Source organism: Mycobacterium sp. 1274756.6, assembly GCF_001668625.1.
Classification (GTDB): Bacteria; Actinomycetota; Actinomycetes; order Mycobacteriales; family Mycobacteriaceae; genus Mycobacterium.
On record NZ_LZLJ01000018.1, the window covers coordinates 23300 to 39969 of the forward strand.

The window sequence follows — 16670 nt, forward strand, 5'->3', positions numbered from 1 at the left end:
CCACCCGTGCCCGACGCCGCCGGGCCGCAGCCCGCACAACAGTTGGAGATCGAGCGGAAATTCGACGTCGATCCCGCTACCGCCGTGCCGAGCTTCGTCGCGGTCGGCCCGGTCGCCCGGATCACGGAACCACCGGCGCAGCTGCTGGACGCGGTGTATTTCGACACCCCGAGCCACGACCTGGCGGCTCGCCGCATCACCCTGCGCCGCCGCAGCGGCGGCGCAGACGCCGGCTGGCATCTGAAACTGCCTGCCGGCGCGGACGCGCGCACCGAGGTGCACGCCCCGTCCGGTGACAGCGCGCCCGGCGAGGAGGTGCCCGCCGCGCTGCGCGACCTGGTGCTCGCGATCGTGCGGGACCGTCCGTTGCTGCCGGTCGCCCACATCACGACCACCCGTGCCGTTCAGGTGCTCTACGACGCCGACGATGTGTTGCTCGCGGAGTTCTGCGACGACCGGGTGACCGCCTCCGCGCCGGACGCCGCGACCGGGCCGCACCGCTGGCGGGAGTGGGAGCTGGAGCTAGCGGCCGGGGATGTGGCGCTGCTGGATCAGCTCACCCGCCGGGTGCGCGACGCGGGTGCGACACCGGCGGCGCACGGCTCCAAGCTCGCCCGCGTTCTCGGGCAGGCCGCTCCCCCGCCGTGCCACGACGCCGACCCGATCCGCGCCGCGGTGGCCGAGCAGGTCGAGCATCTTTTGGCCTGCGATCGCGACGTGCGCACCGGTGGTGACGACGCGGTGCACCAGATGCGGGTGGCCATCCGCCGGCTGCGCAGCCTGCTGCGGGCACAACTCGGCGAGCCGGAGCGGTGGCTGCTGACCGAACTGCGGCAGCTCGCGGCCGTGCTGGGGCGGGCCCGCGACGCGCAGGTCCTCGCCGAGCGCTATCGCGCGGCGCTCGACCGGCTGGCGCCGGAGGTGGTGCGCGGGCCGGTGCGCCAACGCCTGGTCGACGCCGCGGTACAGCGCTACGACGAGGGGTGGCGGGAATCGCTGGCGCTCATGCGCTCGCCGCGCTATTTCCGGTTGCTCGACGGCCTTGAGGACCTGCTCACCGGAGCGTCGGTCTTCGACGGGAGCCCGCCGGATCTCACCGCGGCGCGGCGGCGGGTCACCAAGGCCGCCAAGGCCGCACGCCACACCTCCGGGGCCGACCGCGACGTCGCGTTGCATCGGGTTCGCAAGGCCGCCAAGCGGTTACGTTATCTCGCGGACGCCGCCGGAGCCGATTCGCCGGCCCGCGAGGCCAAGGCGGTGCAGAGCCTGCTCGGCGATCATCAGGACAGCGTGGTCAGCCGGGGCAATCTGCTTGAGCAGGCGGCGGCCGCCCACCGCGCCGGGGAGGACACCTTCACCTACGGGATCCTCTACCAGCAGGAGGACGAACTGGCCCGACGGCGTCGGGCCCAGATGGGCCCGGCGCTGGCGCGGCTGCGCCGGGCGGGCGAACGAGTTGGCCTGTAAGCCGGATTCTGTTCCGCGCCCCCGCAATACGGTGGCGCGGCGGCGACCATCCATCTGGACACACCGTCGCCGGGTGCCTCAAGCGGCCTACCCGCAGACTCGGGCGAGCAACCCTCGAACGTCTGCGCGACCGCAGCCAGGCTGCGGCCTTCTTGGCCTTGCTTCGGGTGGGGTTTGCCAAGCCATCCCGGTCACCCGGAATGCTGGTGCGCTCTTACCGCACCGTTTCACCCTTACTACCAGGTAGCGGTCTGTTTTCTGTGGCACTTTCCCGCGGGTCACCCCGGATTGCCGTTAGCAATCACCCTGCTCTGTGAAGTCCGGACTTTCCTCGACCCGGCTGGTTGACCAGCGTGGGCCGCGGCCGCCCGGCCAACTCGTCCGCGCTGCATACCGTACCCGCTGCACCGGGTTCCGGCCAGTGTCGGCGGTGGCTATGCCGCGCGCATCTCGATCAGCGCGGCGTGCAACGCCTGTTCCATTTCGCTGAGCTCCGGTGGCGGTCCGGTCGACACCGGCGGCGCGGTGCTCCGGTAGTACGCGCCGGTCGGGGTGACGTATTCGGCGCGGTGCCGCCCGGTGGCCGCGTCGGTGCCGGCGCTGACCCGCCAGCCGTCGGCCTCCTTGGTCTGGTTGCACCGCTCGCACAGCCCCAGGCCGTTCTCGGCGGTGGTCGGCCCGCCGCGCCGGTGTGGTTCGGCGTGGTCGCGGTGGCGGATCGGCGCATCGCAGTAGGGAGTACGGCAGCTCTGGTCGCGCAGCCCGATGAAGTCGGACAGCCCGCGGGGAAACAGCCTGGCTCGCGACTCCAGCGCCACCAGCGCACCCGAGGCGGGGTTGGCGTAGAGACGTCGCAGGGTCGCCCGCGAGCGCTTGTCGCTGAGCGCCGCGTCGATCATCCGCTCGGCGATCGCGACCGGGATCGGCCCGTATCCGGTGAGGACGGCCGAGCCGGGCGCCCCGGCGAGCAGCACCTCATCGGAGATCACCAGGTTCACCGCGACCGACGCGGGCTCGGTGGCCGCACGCCCGGTCACCCGCTCGATCAACGTGTCGGCCATGACCTGACCGCGCGAGCGCCCGTCGCCGCAGGTGTCGGCGGCACGACGCAGCGCGGCATACACCGAAACTCCCTGCGCGACCGGCAACAGCGCCGTCAGATAGGTCATGGTGTCCGGTGCGGGCCGGATCGTGACCCGCCGGTCCGCTTCGGCTTTTGCGCACCGGCCGACGACCGCGTGCGGATCCAGCCGGTAGGCGATCGCCTTGGCAGCCGCGGCCAACCGGGCGTCACCGACGCCCTCCAGCGCGGCCACGTCCGCACACAGCTCGCTATCCAATTGGCGCCGGTCGGCCACCTCCAGGCAGGCCGATTCACGCACCACGATGGTGGCCCGCCATTCCGAGAGGGCACCGGCCTCCAGCGCCGCGAGGGTGTGCGGCATCTCGTGGACGAGCGCTTTGGCGAACCCGAGATGCCGGCTCCCGCGGGCCGGGGAATCGTGCCGCGCCAGCGCCACTTCGGCGGCCACTCCCCGACCGCGCCGGGCCGACGGCACCCCGGCCTGGGCCTGCGCCGACCGCCGGGCGGCATCCAGCGCGGCCGCGGCCCGCGCCTGACCGGCCGCCGCCGCGGCCTTGACCCGCTCCAGCACCGCGATGCGCTCGACCAGATCGCGTTCGCCGAGCCCCGCCTCGACCGCCGCCATCTCGGTCGAGATGCTGCTCATGGTGGCCGAATCGATCATGGTGCAACCCTATGTTGGGGGTCGGACATCTAGCCTTTGAGCGAGTCCGCGACCGCGCGAAGGAGACCGGCGATGACGGTGACACGGTGGCGCAAACGAGTCGACGGCGCGGATTGGCCGGCCGTCGCCGCCGCACTCGACGCCGACGGCGGCGCGGTGCTGCCCCGGCTGGTCACCGCCGCCGAGGCGGCGCGGCTGCGTCGTCTCTACGACCGGGACGAGCTTTTCCGCAGCACCGTCGACATGGACCGACACCGCTACGGCGCCGGCCAGTACCGCTACTTCGACGCCCCGCACCCCGAGCCCGTCGACGCGCTCAAGGCCGCGCTGTACCCGCGGCTGCTGCCGATCGCCCGCGACTGGTGGACCAAGCTGGGGCGCGCGACCCCCTGGCCGGACGACCTCGACGATTGGCTGGCGACCTGTCACGCCGCCGGACAGACGAAATCCACCGCGCTGCTGTTGCGCTACCACGCCGGTGGCTGGAATGCGCTGCACCGGGATCTCTACGGCGACTTGGTGTTTCCGTTGCAGGTGGTGATCAATCTCAGCAACCCGGATAGCGATTACACCGGCGGGGAGTTCCTGCTCGTCGAGCAGCGGATGCGCGCCCAGTCTCGCGGCACCGCCACCCAGATCCCGTTCGGGCACGGCTACGTCTTCACCACCCGCGAACGGCCGATGCGGTCCCAGCGCGGTTGGTCAGCGGCGCCGGTGCGGCACGGAGTGTCGACGGTGCGCAGCGGCGAGCGGCTCACGCTGGGCCTGATCTTCCACGACGCGGCCTGACCACCCCGGACCGCTCACAAGTAGGCGGTCTGGTTGACCAGCCGCACCGCCGCGCCCCCGTCGGGGAAGAACTCCGCGATGCTCAGCGACGCCAAATCCAGGTGCAACCGGTAGAGGATCCCCGGGCCGGCGTCCAGGGCCATCCGCAGCAGCGTCTTGATCGGCGTGACGTGGGAGACCACCAGCACCGTGGCGCCCCCGTGCTCGGCGATCAGGCGGGTGCGGGCCCGCCGGACGCGGTGGGCCACCGCGTCGAAACTCTCCCCGTCCGGCGGTGTCGTCGCGGTGTCCGCCAGCCAGGTGCGGTGCAGCTCCGGGTCGCGTTCGGCGGCTTCGAGGAAGGTCAGCCCCTCCCAGGCGCCGAAATCGGTCTCGGTGAGGTCCTCGTCGACGGTGACCTCCAGGCCCAGCGCGTCGGCGGCGACGGCGGCGGTGTCGCGGCACCGCTGCAGCGGTGAGCTGACCACCGCGGCGATGCCGCCGCGCTGCGCGAGGTAGCGGGCTGCCGCGTCGGCCTGCTGGCGTCCCACCTCGGTCAGCGGCGGGTTGCCGCGGCCGGAGTAGCGCCGCTGCACCGACAGTTCGGTCTGCCCGTGGCGCAACAGCAGCAGCCGGGTGGGGGTGCCGCGGGCCCCGGTCCAGCCCGGCGCGACGGGTTTCTCGGCGGGTTTCGCCGCGGGTCGGTCCGGCGCCGCACCGGCGGCTGCGGCGTCCATCGCCTCGTTGGCCAGCCGGTCGGCATGGGAGTTCTTCTCCCGCGGAATCCAGGTGTAGCGGATGTGGTCGAAGCCGTCGGCCAGCGCACGCGCCTGCCGGTGGAGTTCGGCCAGGTCGGGATGCTTGACCCGCCAGCGCCCCGCCATCTGTTCGACGACCAGCTTGGAGTCCATCAGCACCGCGACCTCGGTGGCACCCAGTTCGGTGGCCTCCTGCAGCCCGGCAATCAGACCGCGGTATTCGGCAACGTTGTTGGTGGCCCGGCCGATGGCCTGCTTGGTCTCGGCCAGCACCGTCGACCGGTCCTCGGTCCAAACGACGGCGCCGTAGCCGGCCGGACCGGGATTACCCCGCGAGCCACCGTCGGCCTCGACGATCACCTTCACGCGCCGGCACCCTTGGCCCGCAACAGGATCGCCCCGCATTCCGGGCAGCGCACCACGTCGTCGTCGGCGGCCGCCGCGATCCGGGCCAACTCGCCGCGGTCGATCTCGATGCGGCACGCTCCGCAGCGCGGCCCCTGCAAGGGTCCGGCCCCCACGCCGGTGCGGCTGCGCTGCCGCTCGTACAGGGCGAGCAGCGCCTCATCCAGCCCGGCGCTGACGGTGTCCCGCCGAGCGCGGCGCTCGGCGCGGGTCCGGTCGAGTTCGGCGACGGCGCCATCGAGCGCGCTCTGCGCCTGGGCCAGCTCCGATCCGAACGCGTCCCGGGTCTTCTCCTCGGCGTCGGCCTGCTCCTGCAGTTCCTCCCGCCGTTCCATGACGGCCAGCAGCGAGTCCTCCAGGGACTGGCGGCGCCGCTGCAGGGTCTCCAGTTCGTGCTGCAAGTCGGTGAGCTGTTTGGCGTCGATCGTGCCGGAGTCCAGCAGCCTGCGGTCCCGGTCTTCGCGCTGGCGCACCCCGTCGACGTCGGACTCGAACCGGGAGATCTCGCTGTCCAGGTCGTCCAGAGCGAGGCGCAACGCACCCAGCCGGTCTTCGGCGGCGCTGTGCTCGGCGCCGATCCGGTCTCGCTCCGCCTGCTCGGGCAGGTGTGCCGCACGGTGGTCGAGGCGCGCGAGCTCGGCGTCGAGTTCGGCGACTTCGGACAGGGAGCGCTGTTGCGCCACTTCAGCTTTCATGGCTCTCCTTCTGCGGCTCGGCCTCGACATTCCACGGGTCGGTCCGGGTCGCGCTGACCCGCACCGGCAGCCGGTCACTGAACTCGGCGCGCAATATCTCGGCGGCTTGGTGGCACCAGGGGTACTCACTGGCCCAGTGTGCGACATCGACCAACGCCACCGGCGAGGCGCGGCGGTGTTCGTCGGCCGGGTGGTGGCGCAGGTCCGCGGTGACGTAGGCGTGAACCCCGGCGGCGTCCACCGCGTCGAGCAGCGAGTCACCGGCGCCGCCGCAGACCGCCACCCGCTCGACCGGGGCGTCCGGGTCGCCGGCGGCCCGCACCCCCCAGGAGGTGGCGGGCAGGCGGGAGCGGACCCGGGCGACGAACCGCGCCAGCGGCTCGGGTTCGGGCAGTACGGCGATGCGGCCCAGCCCGACGTCCGCCGGCGCGGGCACCAGGCTGAAGATGTCGAACGCCGGTTCTTCGTACGGGTGCGCCGCGCGCAGCGCCGCCAGCACCCGGCCCCGGATGCGGGCCGGTGCGATCGCCTCCACGCGGTCCTCGGTGACCTGTTCGACCGAGCCGACGCTGCCGATCGCGGGGTCGGCGCCCTCGTGCGGCAGGAACTGCCCGGTGCCGGTCACACTCCAGCTGCAGTGCGAGTAGTCGCCGATGCGGCCCGCACCCGCGGCGAACACCGCTTCGCGGACCGCGTCGGCGTTCTCCCGCGGCACGTAGATCACCCATTTCTCGGTGTCGGGGTCGGCGGGTGCGGGCTGCAGCACCCCTTCGACGGTCAGCCCGAGGGTGTCGGCCAGCGCGTCGGAGACTCCCGGCGCGGCCGAGTCGGCGTTGGTGTGCGCGGTGAACAGCGCCCGGCCGGTGCGGATCAGGCGGTGCACCAGCGCGCCCTTCGGCGTGCTGGCCGCCACCGTGTCCACCCCGCGCAGCAGCAGCGGATGGTGCGCCAGCAGCAGGGACCGATCGGGCACCTCGTCGACCACCGCCGCGGTGGCGTCCACCGCGACCAGCACCGAGTCCAGCAGATCGTCGGGATCGCCGCAGACCAGCCCCACCGAATCCCACGCCTGGGCCAGCTGCGGCGGGTAGGCCCGCTCCAGCGCGCCGATCACGTCGGCCAACCGCACCGTCACGAAATCGCTCTCCTTTCCGGCATCTCCGCCAACGCGGCCACCAGCTGCGGCCACTCGGGGCGGACCGCCGCCCTCAGGTAGTCGCCGTCGAGGCCGACGAAGGTGTCGCAGCGGCGCACCGCGATGTCGCGGGCCGCCAGATGCGCGCGCGCCCGCGTCGCATCCCTCACCTTGAACAGTACGAACGGCGCCGCGCCGGCCACCACCGCATGGCCGGCCGCCTGCAACCCGGCGACCATCTGCCGGCGCAATCCGACCAGCCGCTCGGCCTCCGCCGCCGCTTCGGCCACCGCATGCGGTGCGCAGCAGGCGGCGACGGCGGCGAGTTGCAGCGTGCCCAGCGGCCAGTGCGGGCGGCGGGCCGCGAGCCGGGCCAGCACCGCGGGTGGGCCGAGCGCGTAGCCGACCCGCAGCCCGGCCAGCCCCCAGGTCTTGGTGAGACTGCGCAGCACCACCACGTCGGGCAGCGACATCTCGGCCAGCGAGTCCGGCTCGCCGGGGATGGCGTCGGCGAACGCCTCGTCGACCACCACGATCCGGCCCGGCCGCCGCAGCGCCAGCAGCTGCGCGCGGCGATGGGCCACTGCGGTCGGGTTGGTCGGGTTGCCGATGACCACCAGGTCGGCGTCGTCGGGGACCACCGCGCCCGGCAGGGTGAACGGCGGCGCCAACACGACGTGGCGGTAGGGCACCCCGGCCGCGTCGAACACGGCTTGCGGTTCGGTGAAAGACGGGGCGACCAGCGCGGCCAGCCGCGGGTCGAGCTGCGGCAGCAGGGCGAACCCTTCGGCCGCCCCGGCCAGCAACAGCACCTCGTCGGGGTCGCGGCGGTGCCGGGCGGCGACGGCCGCCACGGCGGCCCGCTGTTCGGCCTCGCCCGGGTAGCGGGCCAGCTCCGGCAGCCGGTCGGCCAGCCGGTCGAGCAGCCAGGCCGGGGGCCGGCGGCGTCGCACGTTGACGGCGAAGTCCAGCATTCCGGGCGTGACGGCCTGATCACCGTGGTAGCGCGGCGCGCTCACATCCAGACTCGCCACACCCGCAAACATAGTGCTCCTGGCAGCGGGCCGGTCGGGCACATCGGGGAGAATGGGCACGTGACGCGCCCGCACTTGGTCATCTTCGATCTGGATGGCACCCTCACCGACTCCGCCGCCGGGGTGGTGTCGAGCTTCCGGCATGCGCTGGACCACGTCGGGGCCGCCGTCCCGGCCGGGGATCTGGCGGGCGCGCTGGTCGGCCCGCCGATGCACCACACCCTGACCGCGATGGGCCTGGGGGCGCGCACCGACGCCGCGATCGCCGCGTATCGCGCCGACTACTCGCGCCGGGGCTGGGCGATCAACCGCGTCTTCGACGGGATCGAACCGCTGCTGGCCGACCTGCGGGCGGTCGGGGTGCGGCTGGCGCTCGCCACCTCCAAGGCCGAGCCGACCGCGCGGCGGGTTTTGGAGCATTTCGAGCTGGACCACTATTTCGAGGTGGTCGCCGGGGCCAGCCCGGACGGGTCCCGCGCCGTCAAGGCCGACGTGGTGGCCCACGCGTTGGCTCAGCTGGCCCCGCTGCCGGACCGGATCGTGATGGTCGGTGACCGGCGGCACGATGTGGACGGTGCCGCCGCCCACGGCATCGACACCGTCGTCGTGGAGTGGGGTTACGGGCAGTCGGATGTCTTCGGCGACTCCCCCTTCGTCGCGACACGTGTCGCGACGGTCGCCGAGCTACGGGAGGTACTCGATGTCACAGGCCGCTGATCGGCGTCTGCACGTCACGTTCATCTGCACGGGCAACATCTGCCGCTCGCCGATGGCCGAGAAGATGTTCGCCCACCAGATCAGCCAACGCGGCTTGCACGACGTCGTGCGGATCTCCAGCGCCGGGACCGCCGACTGGCATGTCGGCAAGGGCGCCGACGAACGCACCAACCAGGTGTTGCGCGCCCGGGGCTACCCCACCGAGCACCGGGCCGCCCACGTCGGCGCCGACCACCTGGCCGCCGACCTGCTGGTGGCGGCCGGACGCAACCATGTCCGGCTGCTCCACCAACTCGGCGCCGCGACCGGCCGGGTCAAAATGCTGCGGTCGTTCGACCCGCGGTCGGGCGCGGTGGCGCTCGACGTCGAGGACCCCTACTACGGGGACCTGACCGATTTCGAGGAGGCGTTCACCGTCATCGAAGCGGCGCTGCCGGGGCTGCACCGCTGGGTCGACCAGCGACTCACCGACGGCGAGGGGGGTTGATGCGGCGGTTGGGATTCCTACTGCGGCCGGGCTGGCTGGCCCTGGGTGTGGTGGTGGTCGCGTTCACCTATCTGGCGTTCACCGTGCTCGCGCCGTGGCAGCTGGGCAAGAACACCGAGACGTCGCGGGAGAACAGCCAGATCGCGCACTCGCTGACCGCCGATCCCGTCCCGGTGACCACGCTGCTGCCCGAGCAGGATTCGGCCGCACCCGAGGAACGCTGGCGGCGGGTGACGGCTACCGGCCATTACCTGCCCGACAAGCAGGTGCTGGTGCGGATGCGGGTCATCGACGGCCAGCCCGCCTTCGAGGTGCTGACCCCGTTCGTGGTCGACGCCGGCCCGACCGTGCTGGTCAACCGCGGCTTCGTGCGCCCCGAGCAGGGCTCGCAGGTGCCGCCGATCCCGGCGCCCCCGGCGCAGACCGTGTCGATCACCGCGCGGCTGCGCAACCCCGAGGGGGTGGCGCCCGGGAAGGAGCCGCTGGTCGGCGACGGGTTTCCGCAGGTGTACACCATCGACACCGGGCAGGTCGGGGAGCTCACCGGGGTGCCGCTGGCCGGCTCGTATCTGCAGCTCGTCGACGACCAGCCCGGCGGCCTGGGGGTGCTGAGCCTGCCGCAGCTGGACGCCGGGCCGTTCCTGTCCTACGGCATCCAGTGGATCGCGTTCGGGATTTTCGCACCGATCGCGTTGGGCTACTTCGCCTATGCCGAGCTGCGGGCGCGTCGCCGCGAGCGGGCGGCCGCCGCCGCGCCGCCGCAGACGGTGGAGGAGAAACTGGCCGACCGCTACGGCCGTCGGCGCTGAGCCGCCAGCGCACCGGCGATCAGCACGGCCGCGGCCTGCACCGCCCGGGACAACCGCACCGCCCGCCGCAGATCGGTCACCTGCGGGGCGGGCCCGTCGCCGAGGGTGGGCCGGATCTCCAGCCCGTAGCGGTACGGGGTGGGGCCCCCCAGCCGGATGTCCAGCGCTCCGGCGAACGCGGCCTCCACCACCCCGGCGTTCGGGCTGGGATGACGTGCCGCGTCCGACCGCCAGACGGCGAACGCGGCGCCGGACCGCCCGTCCACGATCGGCGCGCACACCGCGGTGAGCACGGCGGTCACCCGGGCGGCCAGATGGTTGGCGAGGTCGTCGAGACGTGCTGCCGCCCAACCGAATCGAGCGTAACGCGGGGAGCGGTGCCCGATCATCGCGTCCAGCGTGTTGATGCCGCGGTAGGCCAGCACGGCGGGCACCCCGCCGAGCGCGGCCCACAGCAGCGGCGCCACGTGCGCGTCGGCGGTGTTCTCCGCCACCGACTCCACCGCCGCCCGGGCCAGCCCTGCGGCGTCGAGGGCCGCCGGGTCGCGGCCGCACAGGGATGGCAGCAGCCGGCGGGCGGCGTCGAGGTCGCCGGCGTCGAGCAGGTCGGCCATCACCAGTCCGGTGTTGCCCAGCGTGGTGCCGCCCAGGGCCACCCAGGTCGCCGCGGCGGTGGCGATCAACTGGCCGGCGGCCGTCGGCCGGGCCCGCCCGACAGCCCAGCCCAGCCCGGCCAGGCCGCCGATCAGGACGGCGACGTGCGCCGCACCCGCGAGCCGGTTGTCACGGTAGGTCGCGCGTTCCAGCACCGCGGCGACCTGCCCGAATCCGGCGACCGGGTGACCGCGTCGGGGGTCGCCGACCGCCGCGTCGAGCAGGTAGCCGAGGGCGATCCCGGCCGCCCGCGGTTGCTGTTTGGGCGCAAACACCCCGGCAGCGTCTCATATTTGATGTACTCGGGATCGTGGAGCGACGTCGATGACGACGACCGCCACCAGGGTCGTCGACCTGCTCACGCCGGCCGGGCTGCTGTTGCCCGCGGCGAACGTGATCATGCAGTTGTCGCTGCCGGCCGTCGGCTACGGGGTGCAGGAGAGCCGGGTCGACAGCGGCAACGTCTACCTGCATCCGTTCAAGCGGGCGCGTACCACCGGCACCTATCTGGCGGTCGCCACCCTGGGTAGCGACGCCGAGCGAAACCGTTACCGCGAAGCGGTCGACGTGGTGCACCGCGAGGTGCGTTCCACCCCGCAGAGTCCGGTGCGCTACAACGCCTTCGATCCCAAACTGCAGCTGTGGGTGGCGGCGTGCCTCTACCGCTTCTTCGTCGACCAGTACGAGACGCTGCACGGCCCGCTCGACGCGGCCACCGCCGACGCGGTCTACGCCGACGCGCAGCATCTGGGGACCACCTTGCAGGTGCGTCCGGAGATGTGGCCGGCGGATCGGGCGGCGTTCGAGGAGTACTGGCAGCGGACGCTGGCCGACCTGCGCATCGACCCGCCGGTGCGCGACCATCTGCGCGGGGTGGCCGCGATGGTGTTCTTGCCCTGGCCGCTGCGGCTGCTCGGCCCGTTCAACCTCTTCGCGACAACCGGGTTTCTGCCGCCGGCGTTCCGGGAGATGATGGCGCTGGACTGGACGCCCGCCCAGCAACGCCGCTTCGAGTGGCTGGTGACCGCACTGCGGCTGGCCGACCGGGTCATCCCCCGCAAGGCGTGGCTGGTGAGCTACCACGCGTTCCTGTGGGACATGCGGCTGCGCAGGCGGCTGGGCCTGCCGCTGGTGTGATCACGCGTCACCCGGCGGTGCGGGGCGGCAGCGGCGCGATCGCGGTCACCGCATCGGCGATATGGGTGCGGTGGCCCTCCGCGTCGATGAAGACCAGGGTGCCGTGCGGCACCTCGCCGGGCCGGCCGTCCGGGGCCACGACCGCAAGCCGGCCGCCGGCCAGCGGAAGGGCGAGGATCGCCGGGCCGCCGGTGTCCAGTTGGGACCAGCTGCCGTCCTGGTAGGCCCAGACCGACGGGGGTGGGCCGTCGTCGCCGTGGTCGGTGCCGCACCGGGTGGGTGTGTAGGCGACGTAGGCGGTGCCGTTGTTGCCCCACCACGCGCGGGTGGCGCGCAGGTGATCTCGCGGGTCGGGTGCCGGCGGGTGGATGCGGGTGGTCTGCGCGGAGGGCAGGTCGATCAGGTCCACCGGCGCGTAGCCGGGGGCTGCGGCGCAGCCGCCGGGCTGGCCGGCCGGCGCTACGCCGTTGAGCACCACCCGGTCGCCGTCGGGGTTCAGCACCGCCCAGACGTCGATCGCCCGGTCGAATCCGCCGTATCGGCCCAGGCCGGTGGTGGTCCCGTCCAGCCGCGCCCGGAACAGCGTCTGGGGGTGCGCCCACGGTTGCCCGTCGACCGGGATTTCCGGGTCGAGACCGAAGAAGAGGTACTCCCCCGGCGCGGCGTCGAGGAAATAGGAGTACGGGGTGGCCCGCGGTTCGGCCGGAGGCGGCTGGGGCAGCTGAATCCACCCGAGGGTGCGCAGCGTCGGCTCGGGTGCGGCGAGATCGATCGCGCGTACCTCGGCCCGCTCGGCCTGCCCGCCGTCGGGGTCGGCGGCGAACCAGCCGATCAGGCTGGCGCCCAGCGCGACCGGCGCACACGGAGCGGTACACGGAATCTCACGGTGGTGCAGGCTTCGGGTGTCGAGCACCGAGATCGAGGAAGTCCCCGCCGCGTAGAGGAACCGGCCGTCTTTGGTGAGCGGGATCCGGTCGGCGCCGGTCCCGGTGGATTCGCGCTGCAGGCGCGCGACCACGGTGACGCCGTCGACGACGACGAGTTCGCGGTCGGTTTGGAACACGAATCGGTCGGTGCCGTCCGCCGGTCCCGGGCGATCCCTGTCCTGGCAGCCGACCAGGCTCGCGGCCGCCAGCAACAGCGTCACCGCCAGCCGCAGCCACACCGTCACCCCGAGATCATCGCATCACCGGCGACGCGCTCATGCCGCATCGCCGGAAGCGAGCCGGCAACCGGCGCGCGGGCCGAATATCCGATCGGTTGACGAAGGTTTACCGCCGGAGACCTCGGGTATGTCCCGCGCACAGCCAGTTCCGACCAAGCCCTTCCGCCCGTTCGGGGCGGGCAGGGGAATGGAGGCGTCCGGTGGCGAGAAAACAGGACAAGTCGAAGAAATCCGGGAACTCCACCATGGAGACGGCGTCGACCCCGGCGACCGAGACGTGGGTGTCATCGATGATGCTGACCCCACGCGAGACCGAGAAACTGATCATCTACCAGGTGGCCGAGTTAGCGCGCCGGCGCAAGGAGCGCGGCACCAAACTCAACCTGCCCGAGTCGATCGCGTTGATCTGTGAGGCGCTGTTGGAGTCGGCTCGCGACGGCGCGTCGCTGGCCGACACCCAGGAACTCGGCAAACGGATCCTCACCCGCGACGATGTGATGCCCGGCGTGCCGGAGATGGCGACGCTGGTTCAGGTGGAAGCCACCTTCTTGACCGGAACCCAACTGATTTCGGTGCAAAACCCCATCTCTTGACCGCTCGCCGGCAGGAGTTTCCCCGCTATTGGAGGCCACGACATGATCCCTGGTGAATGGTTGCTCTCCGACGAGCCCGTCGAGATCAACGCGGGGCGCCCCACGGTGTCCCTGACTGTCCACAACACCAGCGAACGCTCGGTTCAGATCGGTTCGCACTACCACTTCTTCGAGGTCAACAAGGCGTTGGACTTCGACCGCGACCAGGCGTTGGGCAAGCGGCTGAACGTTCCGGCCGGTCAGGCCGTCCGGTTCGAGCCCGGGGAGACCAAGGAGGTCGAGCTGGTCGACTACGGCGGTGCGCGCCGCATCGTCGGGTTCAACGGGCTGGTCGGCGGATCGACCGTCGGGCACCACGTCCGAGCACGCGCCCACCGCAAGGCGGCCGAACTCGGCTTCCTGGGTGTGCAGGACCCGAGCACCGCCGACACCACGAAGGAGTCGAAATGAGTTCGCTGGAACGGAAAACCTACGCCAAGCTGTACGGCCCGACCGCCGGGGACCGCTTCCGGTTGGCCGACACCGACTTGCTCGCGTTGGTCGAGCGCAGTCTGCTCACCCCGGGCGAGGAGTTGGTGTTCGGGGGCGGCAAATCGGTGCGTGACGGCATGGGTCAGGTGGCCGGGGTCCGCAACGTCGACGGGGCGCTGGACATGGTGATCACCTCGGTGATCGTGATGGACCCGGTGATCGGGATCGTCAAGGCCGACCTGGGCATCAAAGACGGCCGCATCGCCGGCATCGGGCAGGCCGGCAACCCGTTCGTACAGGCCGGTGTCGATCCGAACATGGTCGTCGGCGCGGGCACCCAGGTGATGTCGGGCGAAGGACTGGTGGCCACCCCCGGCGGCGTCGACACCCACACCCACTTCATCTCCCCGCAGCAGGTCGGCCACGGGCTGTCCAACGGGATCACCACGCTGGTCGGCGGGGGCACCGGCCCCGACGACGGGTCGCGGGGAACCAACTGCACACCGGGCACCGGCAACCTGACGCGGATGCTGCAGGCCACCCGCGACTACCCGGTCAACATCGCGTTGCAGGGCAAGGGCAACAGCAGCATCCCCGAATCGCTGGTCGAGCAGCTGGAGGCCGGCGCGTGCGGGTTCAAGGTGCACGAGGACTGGGGCTCCACCCCGGCGGTCATCGACAGCGCGCTGAGCGTGGCCGATCACCACGACGTGCAGGTGGCCATCCACACCGACTCGCTCAACGAGTCCGGCGACGTCGACGACACCATCGACGCGATCAACGGCCGGGCGATCCACGCCTACCACATCGAGGGCGCCGGCGGCGGCCACGCACCCGACGTGATGCGGATGGCCAGCCTGCCCAACGTGATGCCGTCGTCGACCAACCCGACCCGGCCCTACACCACCGACACCGCCGACAACCTGTTCTACATGACCACGGTCACCCACCATCTGGACCCGGACAGCCCGATCGACAGCGCCTTCGCGAAGTCGCGGATCCGCACCAGAACGCAGGCCGCCGAGGACGTGCTCAACGACCTGGGGGCCATCTCGATCTACAACTCCGACTCCCAGGCCATGGGCCGCATCGGCGAGGTCACCACCGCCGCCTGGCGCAGCGCCGACAAGATGAAGCGGATCCTCGGCCCGCTGGACGGTGACACCGCCGAGCACGACAACAACCGGATTCTGCGCTACCTGGCGAAGTTCACCATCAACCCGGCCATGACCCACGGCATCGGTCACGTGTGCGGGTCGCTGGAGCCGGGCAAGATCGCCGATATCGTCATCTGGCCGACCAACACCTTCGGGGTGAAGCCCAAATTCGTCATCAAGGGCGGCATCGTGGCGTGGGCGTCGCTGGGCGACCCCAACGCGTCGATCCCGCCGCCGGAGCCGACGCTGATGCGGCCGATGTACGGCAGCGAGCCGCTGGCGGCGCGGCACACCTCGATCACCTTCATGGCCCACGCCGCGGTGGAGGCGGGTGTGCCCGAGCGGATCGGCCTGGACCGCTGGGTGGAGCCGGTGCGCGGTTGCCGCAGCATCGCCAAGCACCACATGGTGCGCAACAACGCCACCCCCGACATCCAGGTCGATCTGGAGACCCACGACGTCTACGTCGACGGCGAACTCGCGTCCGTCGAGCCGGCCGACCGGGTGCCGATGTCGCAGCTGTACTACGTGGTGTGAGCCCGGCCGCCGGTCAGTGCGCGCCGCAGCGGCGGGCGAGGGTGACGGCTTCGTCGATGCCGTGGTCCCAGCACCGGCCGTGGCCGGGCAGCACGTGTTTGACGCCGGTGGCCCGCAACGTCTCCAGCGACCGCAGTGCCTCCGGGCTGTCGGAGGTGGCCGCACCGGAGATGATCTGCGGGCCGCGCTGTCCGCTGTAGAGGTCCAGGGTGACCAGGGCGTCGCCGGTGATCACCGCGTCGCGGTCGGGGAAGTGAAATGCGGTGTGGCCGAAGGTGTGCCCCGGCGTGAACAGCGGTCGCGGCCGGCCGGGAACATCCAGCGGGCCCCCGTTGCCGAACACCTCGACGTCGTCGACGCCCTTGACGAACAGGGCGCCGGCCAGCGTCGCCCGCGCCAGTATCGGCCAGGAACGCGGATGGCGCAGCGGCACCGCCAGCCGGTTGTGCTCGTGCTGGTAGCTGTAGGGCCGGGCCGCCAGCTCGGCGTCCTTGCGGTGCACCCACACCGGGATCCGCCAGTCCCCACGTAGCTTGTGCGCCGCCCCGACGTGGTCATAGTGGGCATGGGTCAGGATCAGTGCGCGCACCCGTTCGGGCGCGGCGCCCACGTCGGCCAGAACCGCCGTCAGCTGCGGCCAGACCGCGGGGAAGCCCGCGTCGACGATGGTGATGTCCCCGTCGTCGCCTTCCACCAGATACAGGTTCACGAACGCGTGGTCGACCCGGTGAATCCCGGGAGCGACGTCGCGCTCGACGGTGGCTGTACGCATGCCGATCCCCCACTCGTCGTCGGATGGGGGCCGCCTACCCGCCGAGGCCCGGGGTAAACACCGGCCGGAGGTGTCCGGTGGGCGCGGACGGTATCGAACCGCCGACCGCTGGTGTGTAAAACCAGAGCTCTACCACTGAGCTACGCGCCCCTGCGTGGGGC

Annotated in this window: 16 protein-coding genes, 1 tRNA gene, 1 other RNA gene and 1 pseudogene; 9 read left to right on the forward strand and 10 right to left on the reverse strand. The window is 72.0% G+C overall.

Annotation, left to right across the window (positions count from 1 at the left end; all coding sequences use genetic code 11):
* Positions 1-6: 6 nt before the first annotated feature.
* A pseudogene (locus A5643_RS02635) lies at positions 7-1446 on the forward strand (CYTH and CHAD domain-containing protein); the annotation flags it as partial.
* 2 nt (positions 1447-1448) lie between these two features.
* Here A5643_RS02635 and rnpB read toward each other — a convergent pair.
* Both rnpB and A5643_RS02645 read right to left on the reverse strand, forming a co-directional pair.
* An RNA gene (gene rnpB, locus A5643_RS02640) (RNase P RNA component class A) lies at positions 1449-1847 on the reverse strand.
* Positions 1848-1901: 54 nt separating this feature from the next.
* Positions 1902-3188 (reverse strand): HNH endonuclease, encoded by a 1287-nt coding sequence (locus A5643_RS02645; RefSeq protein WP_502686196.1) that lies wholly within the window; start codon positions 3186-3188, stop codon positions 1902-1904.
* A gap of 99 nt (positions 3189-3287) precedes the next feature.
* Between A5643_RS02645 and A5643_RS02650 the strand changes: the two genes are divergently transcribed.
* Positions 3288-4004 carry a 2OG-Fe(II) oxygenase gene (locus tag A5643_RS02650; RefSeq protein ID WP_197497621.1) on the forward strand — a complete coding sequence of 239 codons (717 nt, stop codon included), beginning with the start codon at positions 3288-3290 and terminating at the stop codon, positions 4002-4004.
* Between the two features lie 14 nt (positions 4005-4018).
* Here A5643_RS02650 and A5643_RS02655 read toward each other — a convergent pair whose 3' ends face one another.
* From A5643_RS02655 to cobC, 4 genes are read right to left on the reverse strand one after another with little or no spacing between them, the layout of a single operon-like run.
* Positions 4019-5107, reverse strand: a complete 1089-nt coding sequence (locus A5643_RS02655; RefSeq protein ID WP_066851670.1) for a bifunctional RNase H/acid phosphatase — start codon at positions 5105-5107, stop codon at positions 4019-4021.
* Complete coding sequence (locus tag A5643_RS02660; protein WP_066851672.1) at positions 5104-5841, reverse strand: zinc ribbon domain-containing protein; 738 nt, start codon at positions 5839-5841, stop codon at positions 5104-5106. The genes A5643_RS02655 and A5643_RS02660 overlap by 4 nt, the downstream gene beginning before the upstream one ends.
* Positions 5831-6976 (reverse strand): Nif3-like dinuclear metal center hexameric protein, encoded by a 1146-nt coding sequence (locus A5643_RS02665; RefSeq protein ID WP_066851674.1) that lies wholly within the window; start codon positions 6974-6976, stop codon positions 5831-5833. Before A5643_RS02665 ends, A5643_RS02660 begins: the two co-directional genes overlap by 11 nt.
* Complete coding sequence (cobC, locus tag A5643_RS17595) at positions 6973-8010, reverse strand: Rv2231c family histidinol phosphate aminotransferase CobC (RefSeq protein ID WP_197497622.1); 1038 nt, start codon at positions 8008-8010, stop codon at positions 6973-6975. The genes A5643_RS02665 and cobC overlap by 4 nt, the downstream gene beginning before the upstream one ends.
* A gap of 60 nt (positions 8011-8070) precedes the next feature.
* Here cobC and A5643_RS18375 point away from each other — a divergent pair, with 60 nt between their 5' ends.
* From A5643_RS18375 to A5643_RS02685, 3 genes are read left to right on the forward strand one after another with little or no spacing between them, the layout of a single operon-like run.
* Positions 8071-8727 (forward strand): HAD hydrolase-like protein, encoded by a 657-nt coding sequence (locus A5643_RS18375; protein WP_286143629.1) that lies wholly within the window; start codon positions 8071-8073, stop codon positions 8725-8727.
* Positions 8711-9214, forward strand: a complete 504-nt coding sequence (locus A5643_RS02680; RefSeq protein ID WP_066851678.1) for a low molecular weight protein-tyrosine-phosphatase — start codon at positions 8711-8713, stop codon at positions 9212-9214. Before A5643_RS18375 ends, A5643_RS02680 begins: the two co-directional genes overlap by 17 nt.
* On the forward strand, positions 9214-10023 hold the full coding sequence (locus A5643_RS02685; RefSeq protein ID WP_066851681.1) for an SURF1 family cytochrome oxidase biogenesis protein: 810 nt from the start codon (positions 9214-9216) through the stop codon (positions 10021-10023). The genes A5643_RS02680 and A5643_RS02685 overlap by 1 nt, the downstream gene beginning before the upstream one ends.
* On the opposite strand, the gene A5643_RS02690 is transcribed toward A5643_RS02685, so the two are convergent.
* On the reverse strand, positions 10005-10952 hold the full coding sequence (locus A5643_RS02690) for a cobalamin biosynthesis protein (RefSeq protein ID WP_066851682.1): 948 nt from the start codon (positions 10950-10952) through the stop codon (positions 10005-10007). The two genes, A5643_RS02685 and A5643_RS02690, sit on opposite strands and share 19 nt — an antisense overlap.
* Before the next feature lie 49 nt (positions 10953-11001).
* On the opposite strand from A5643_RS02690, the gene A5643_RS02695 reads away from it, so the two are divergent.
* A complete protein-coding gene (locus A5643_RS02695) occupies positions 11002-11814 on the forward strand; it encodes an oxygenase MpaB family protein (protein ID WP_066851683.1) in 813 nt (270 codons plus the stop codon).
* A gap of 7 nt (positions 11815-11821) precedes the next feature.
* On the opposite strand, the gene A5643_RS02700 is transcribed toward A5643_RS02695, so the two are convergent.
* A complete protein-coding gene (locus A5643_RS02700) occupies positions 11822-12985 on the reverse strand; it encodes a hypothetical protein (RefSeq protein WP_066851684.1) in 1164 nt (387 codons plus the stop codon).
* Between the two features lie 284 nt (positions 12986-13269).
* Here A5643_RS02700 and A5643_RS02705 point away from each other — a divergent pair, with 284 nt between their 5' ends.
* The 3 genes from A5643_RS02705 to ureC are packed head-to-tail and all read left to right on the forward strand — an operon-like array spanning position 13270 to position 15737.
* Complete coding sequence (locus tag A5643_RS02705) at positions 13270-13572, forward strand: urease subunit gamma (protein ID WP_066851756.1); 303 nt, start codon at positions 13270-13272, stop codon at positions 13570-13572.
* A 42-nt stretch (positions 13573-13614) separates the two neighbouring features.
* A complete protein-coding gene (locus A5643_RS02710; RefSeq protein WP_066851686.1) occupies positions 13615-14022 on the forward strand; it encodes an urease subunit beta in 408 nt (135 codons plus the stop codon).
* A complete protein-coding gene (gene ureC, locus A5643_RS02715; protein WP_066851689.1) occupies positions 14019-15737 on the forward strand; it encodes an urease subunit alpha in 1719 nt (572 codons plus the stop codon). The genes A5643_RS02710 and ureC overlap by 4 nt, the downstream gene beginning before the upstream one ends.
* A 13-nt stretch (positions 15738-15750) precedes the next feature.
* On the opposite strand, the gene A5643_RS02720 is transcribed toward ureC, so the two are convergent.
* The gene (locus A5643_RS02720; protein WP_066851691.1) at positions 15751-16509 is read right to left on the reverse strand and encodes an MBL fold metallo-hydrolase; all 759 of its coding nucleotides are present in this window, start codon (positions 16507-16509) and stop codon (positions 15751-15753) included.
* A gap of 78 nt (positions 16510-16587) precedes the next feature.
* Positions 16588-16659 (reverse strand) — tRNA-Val (locus A5643_RS02725).
* Between the last annotated feature and the right edge of the window lie 11 nt (positions 16660-16670).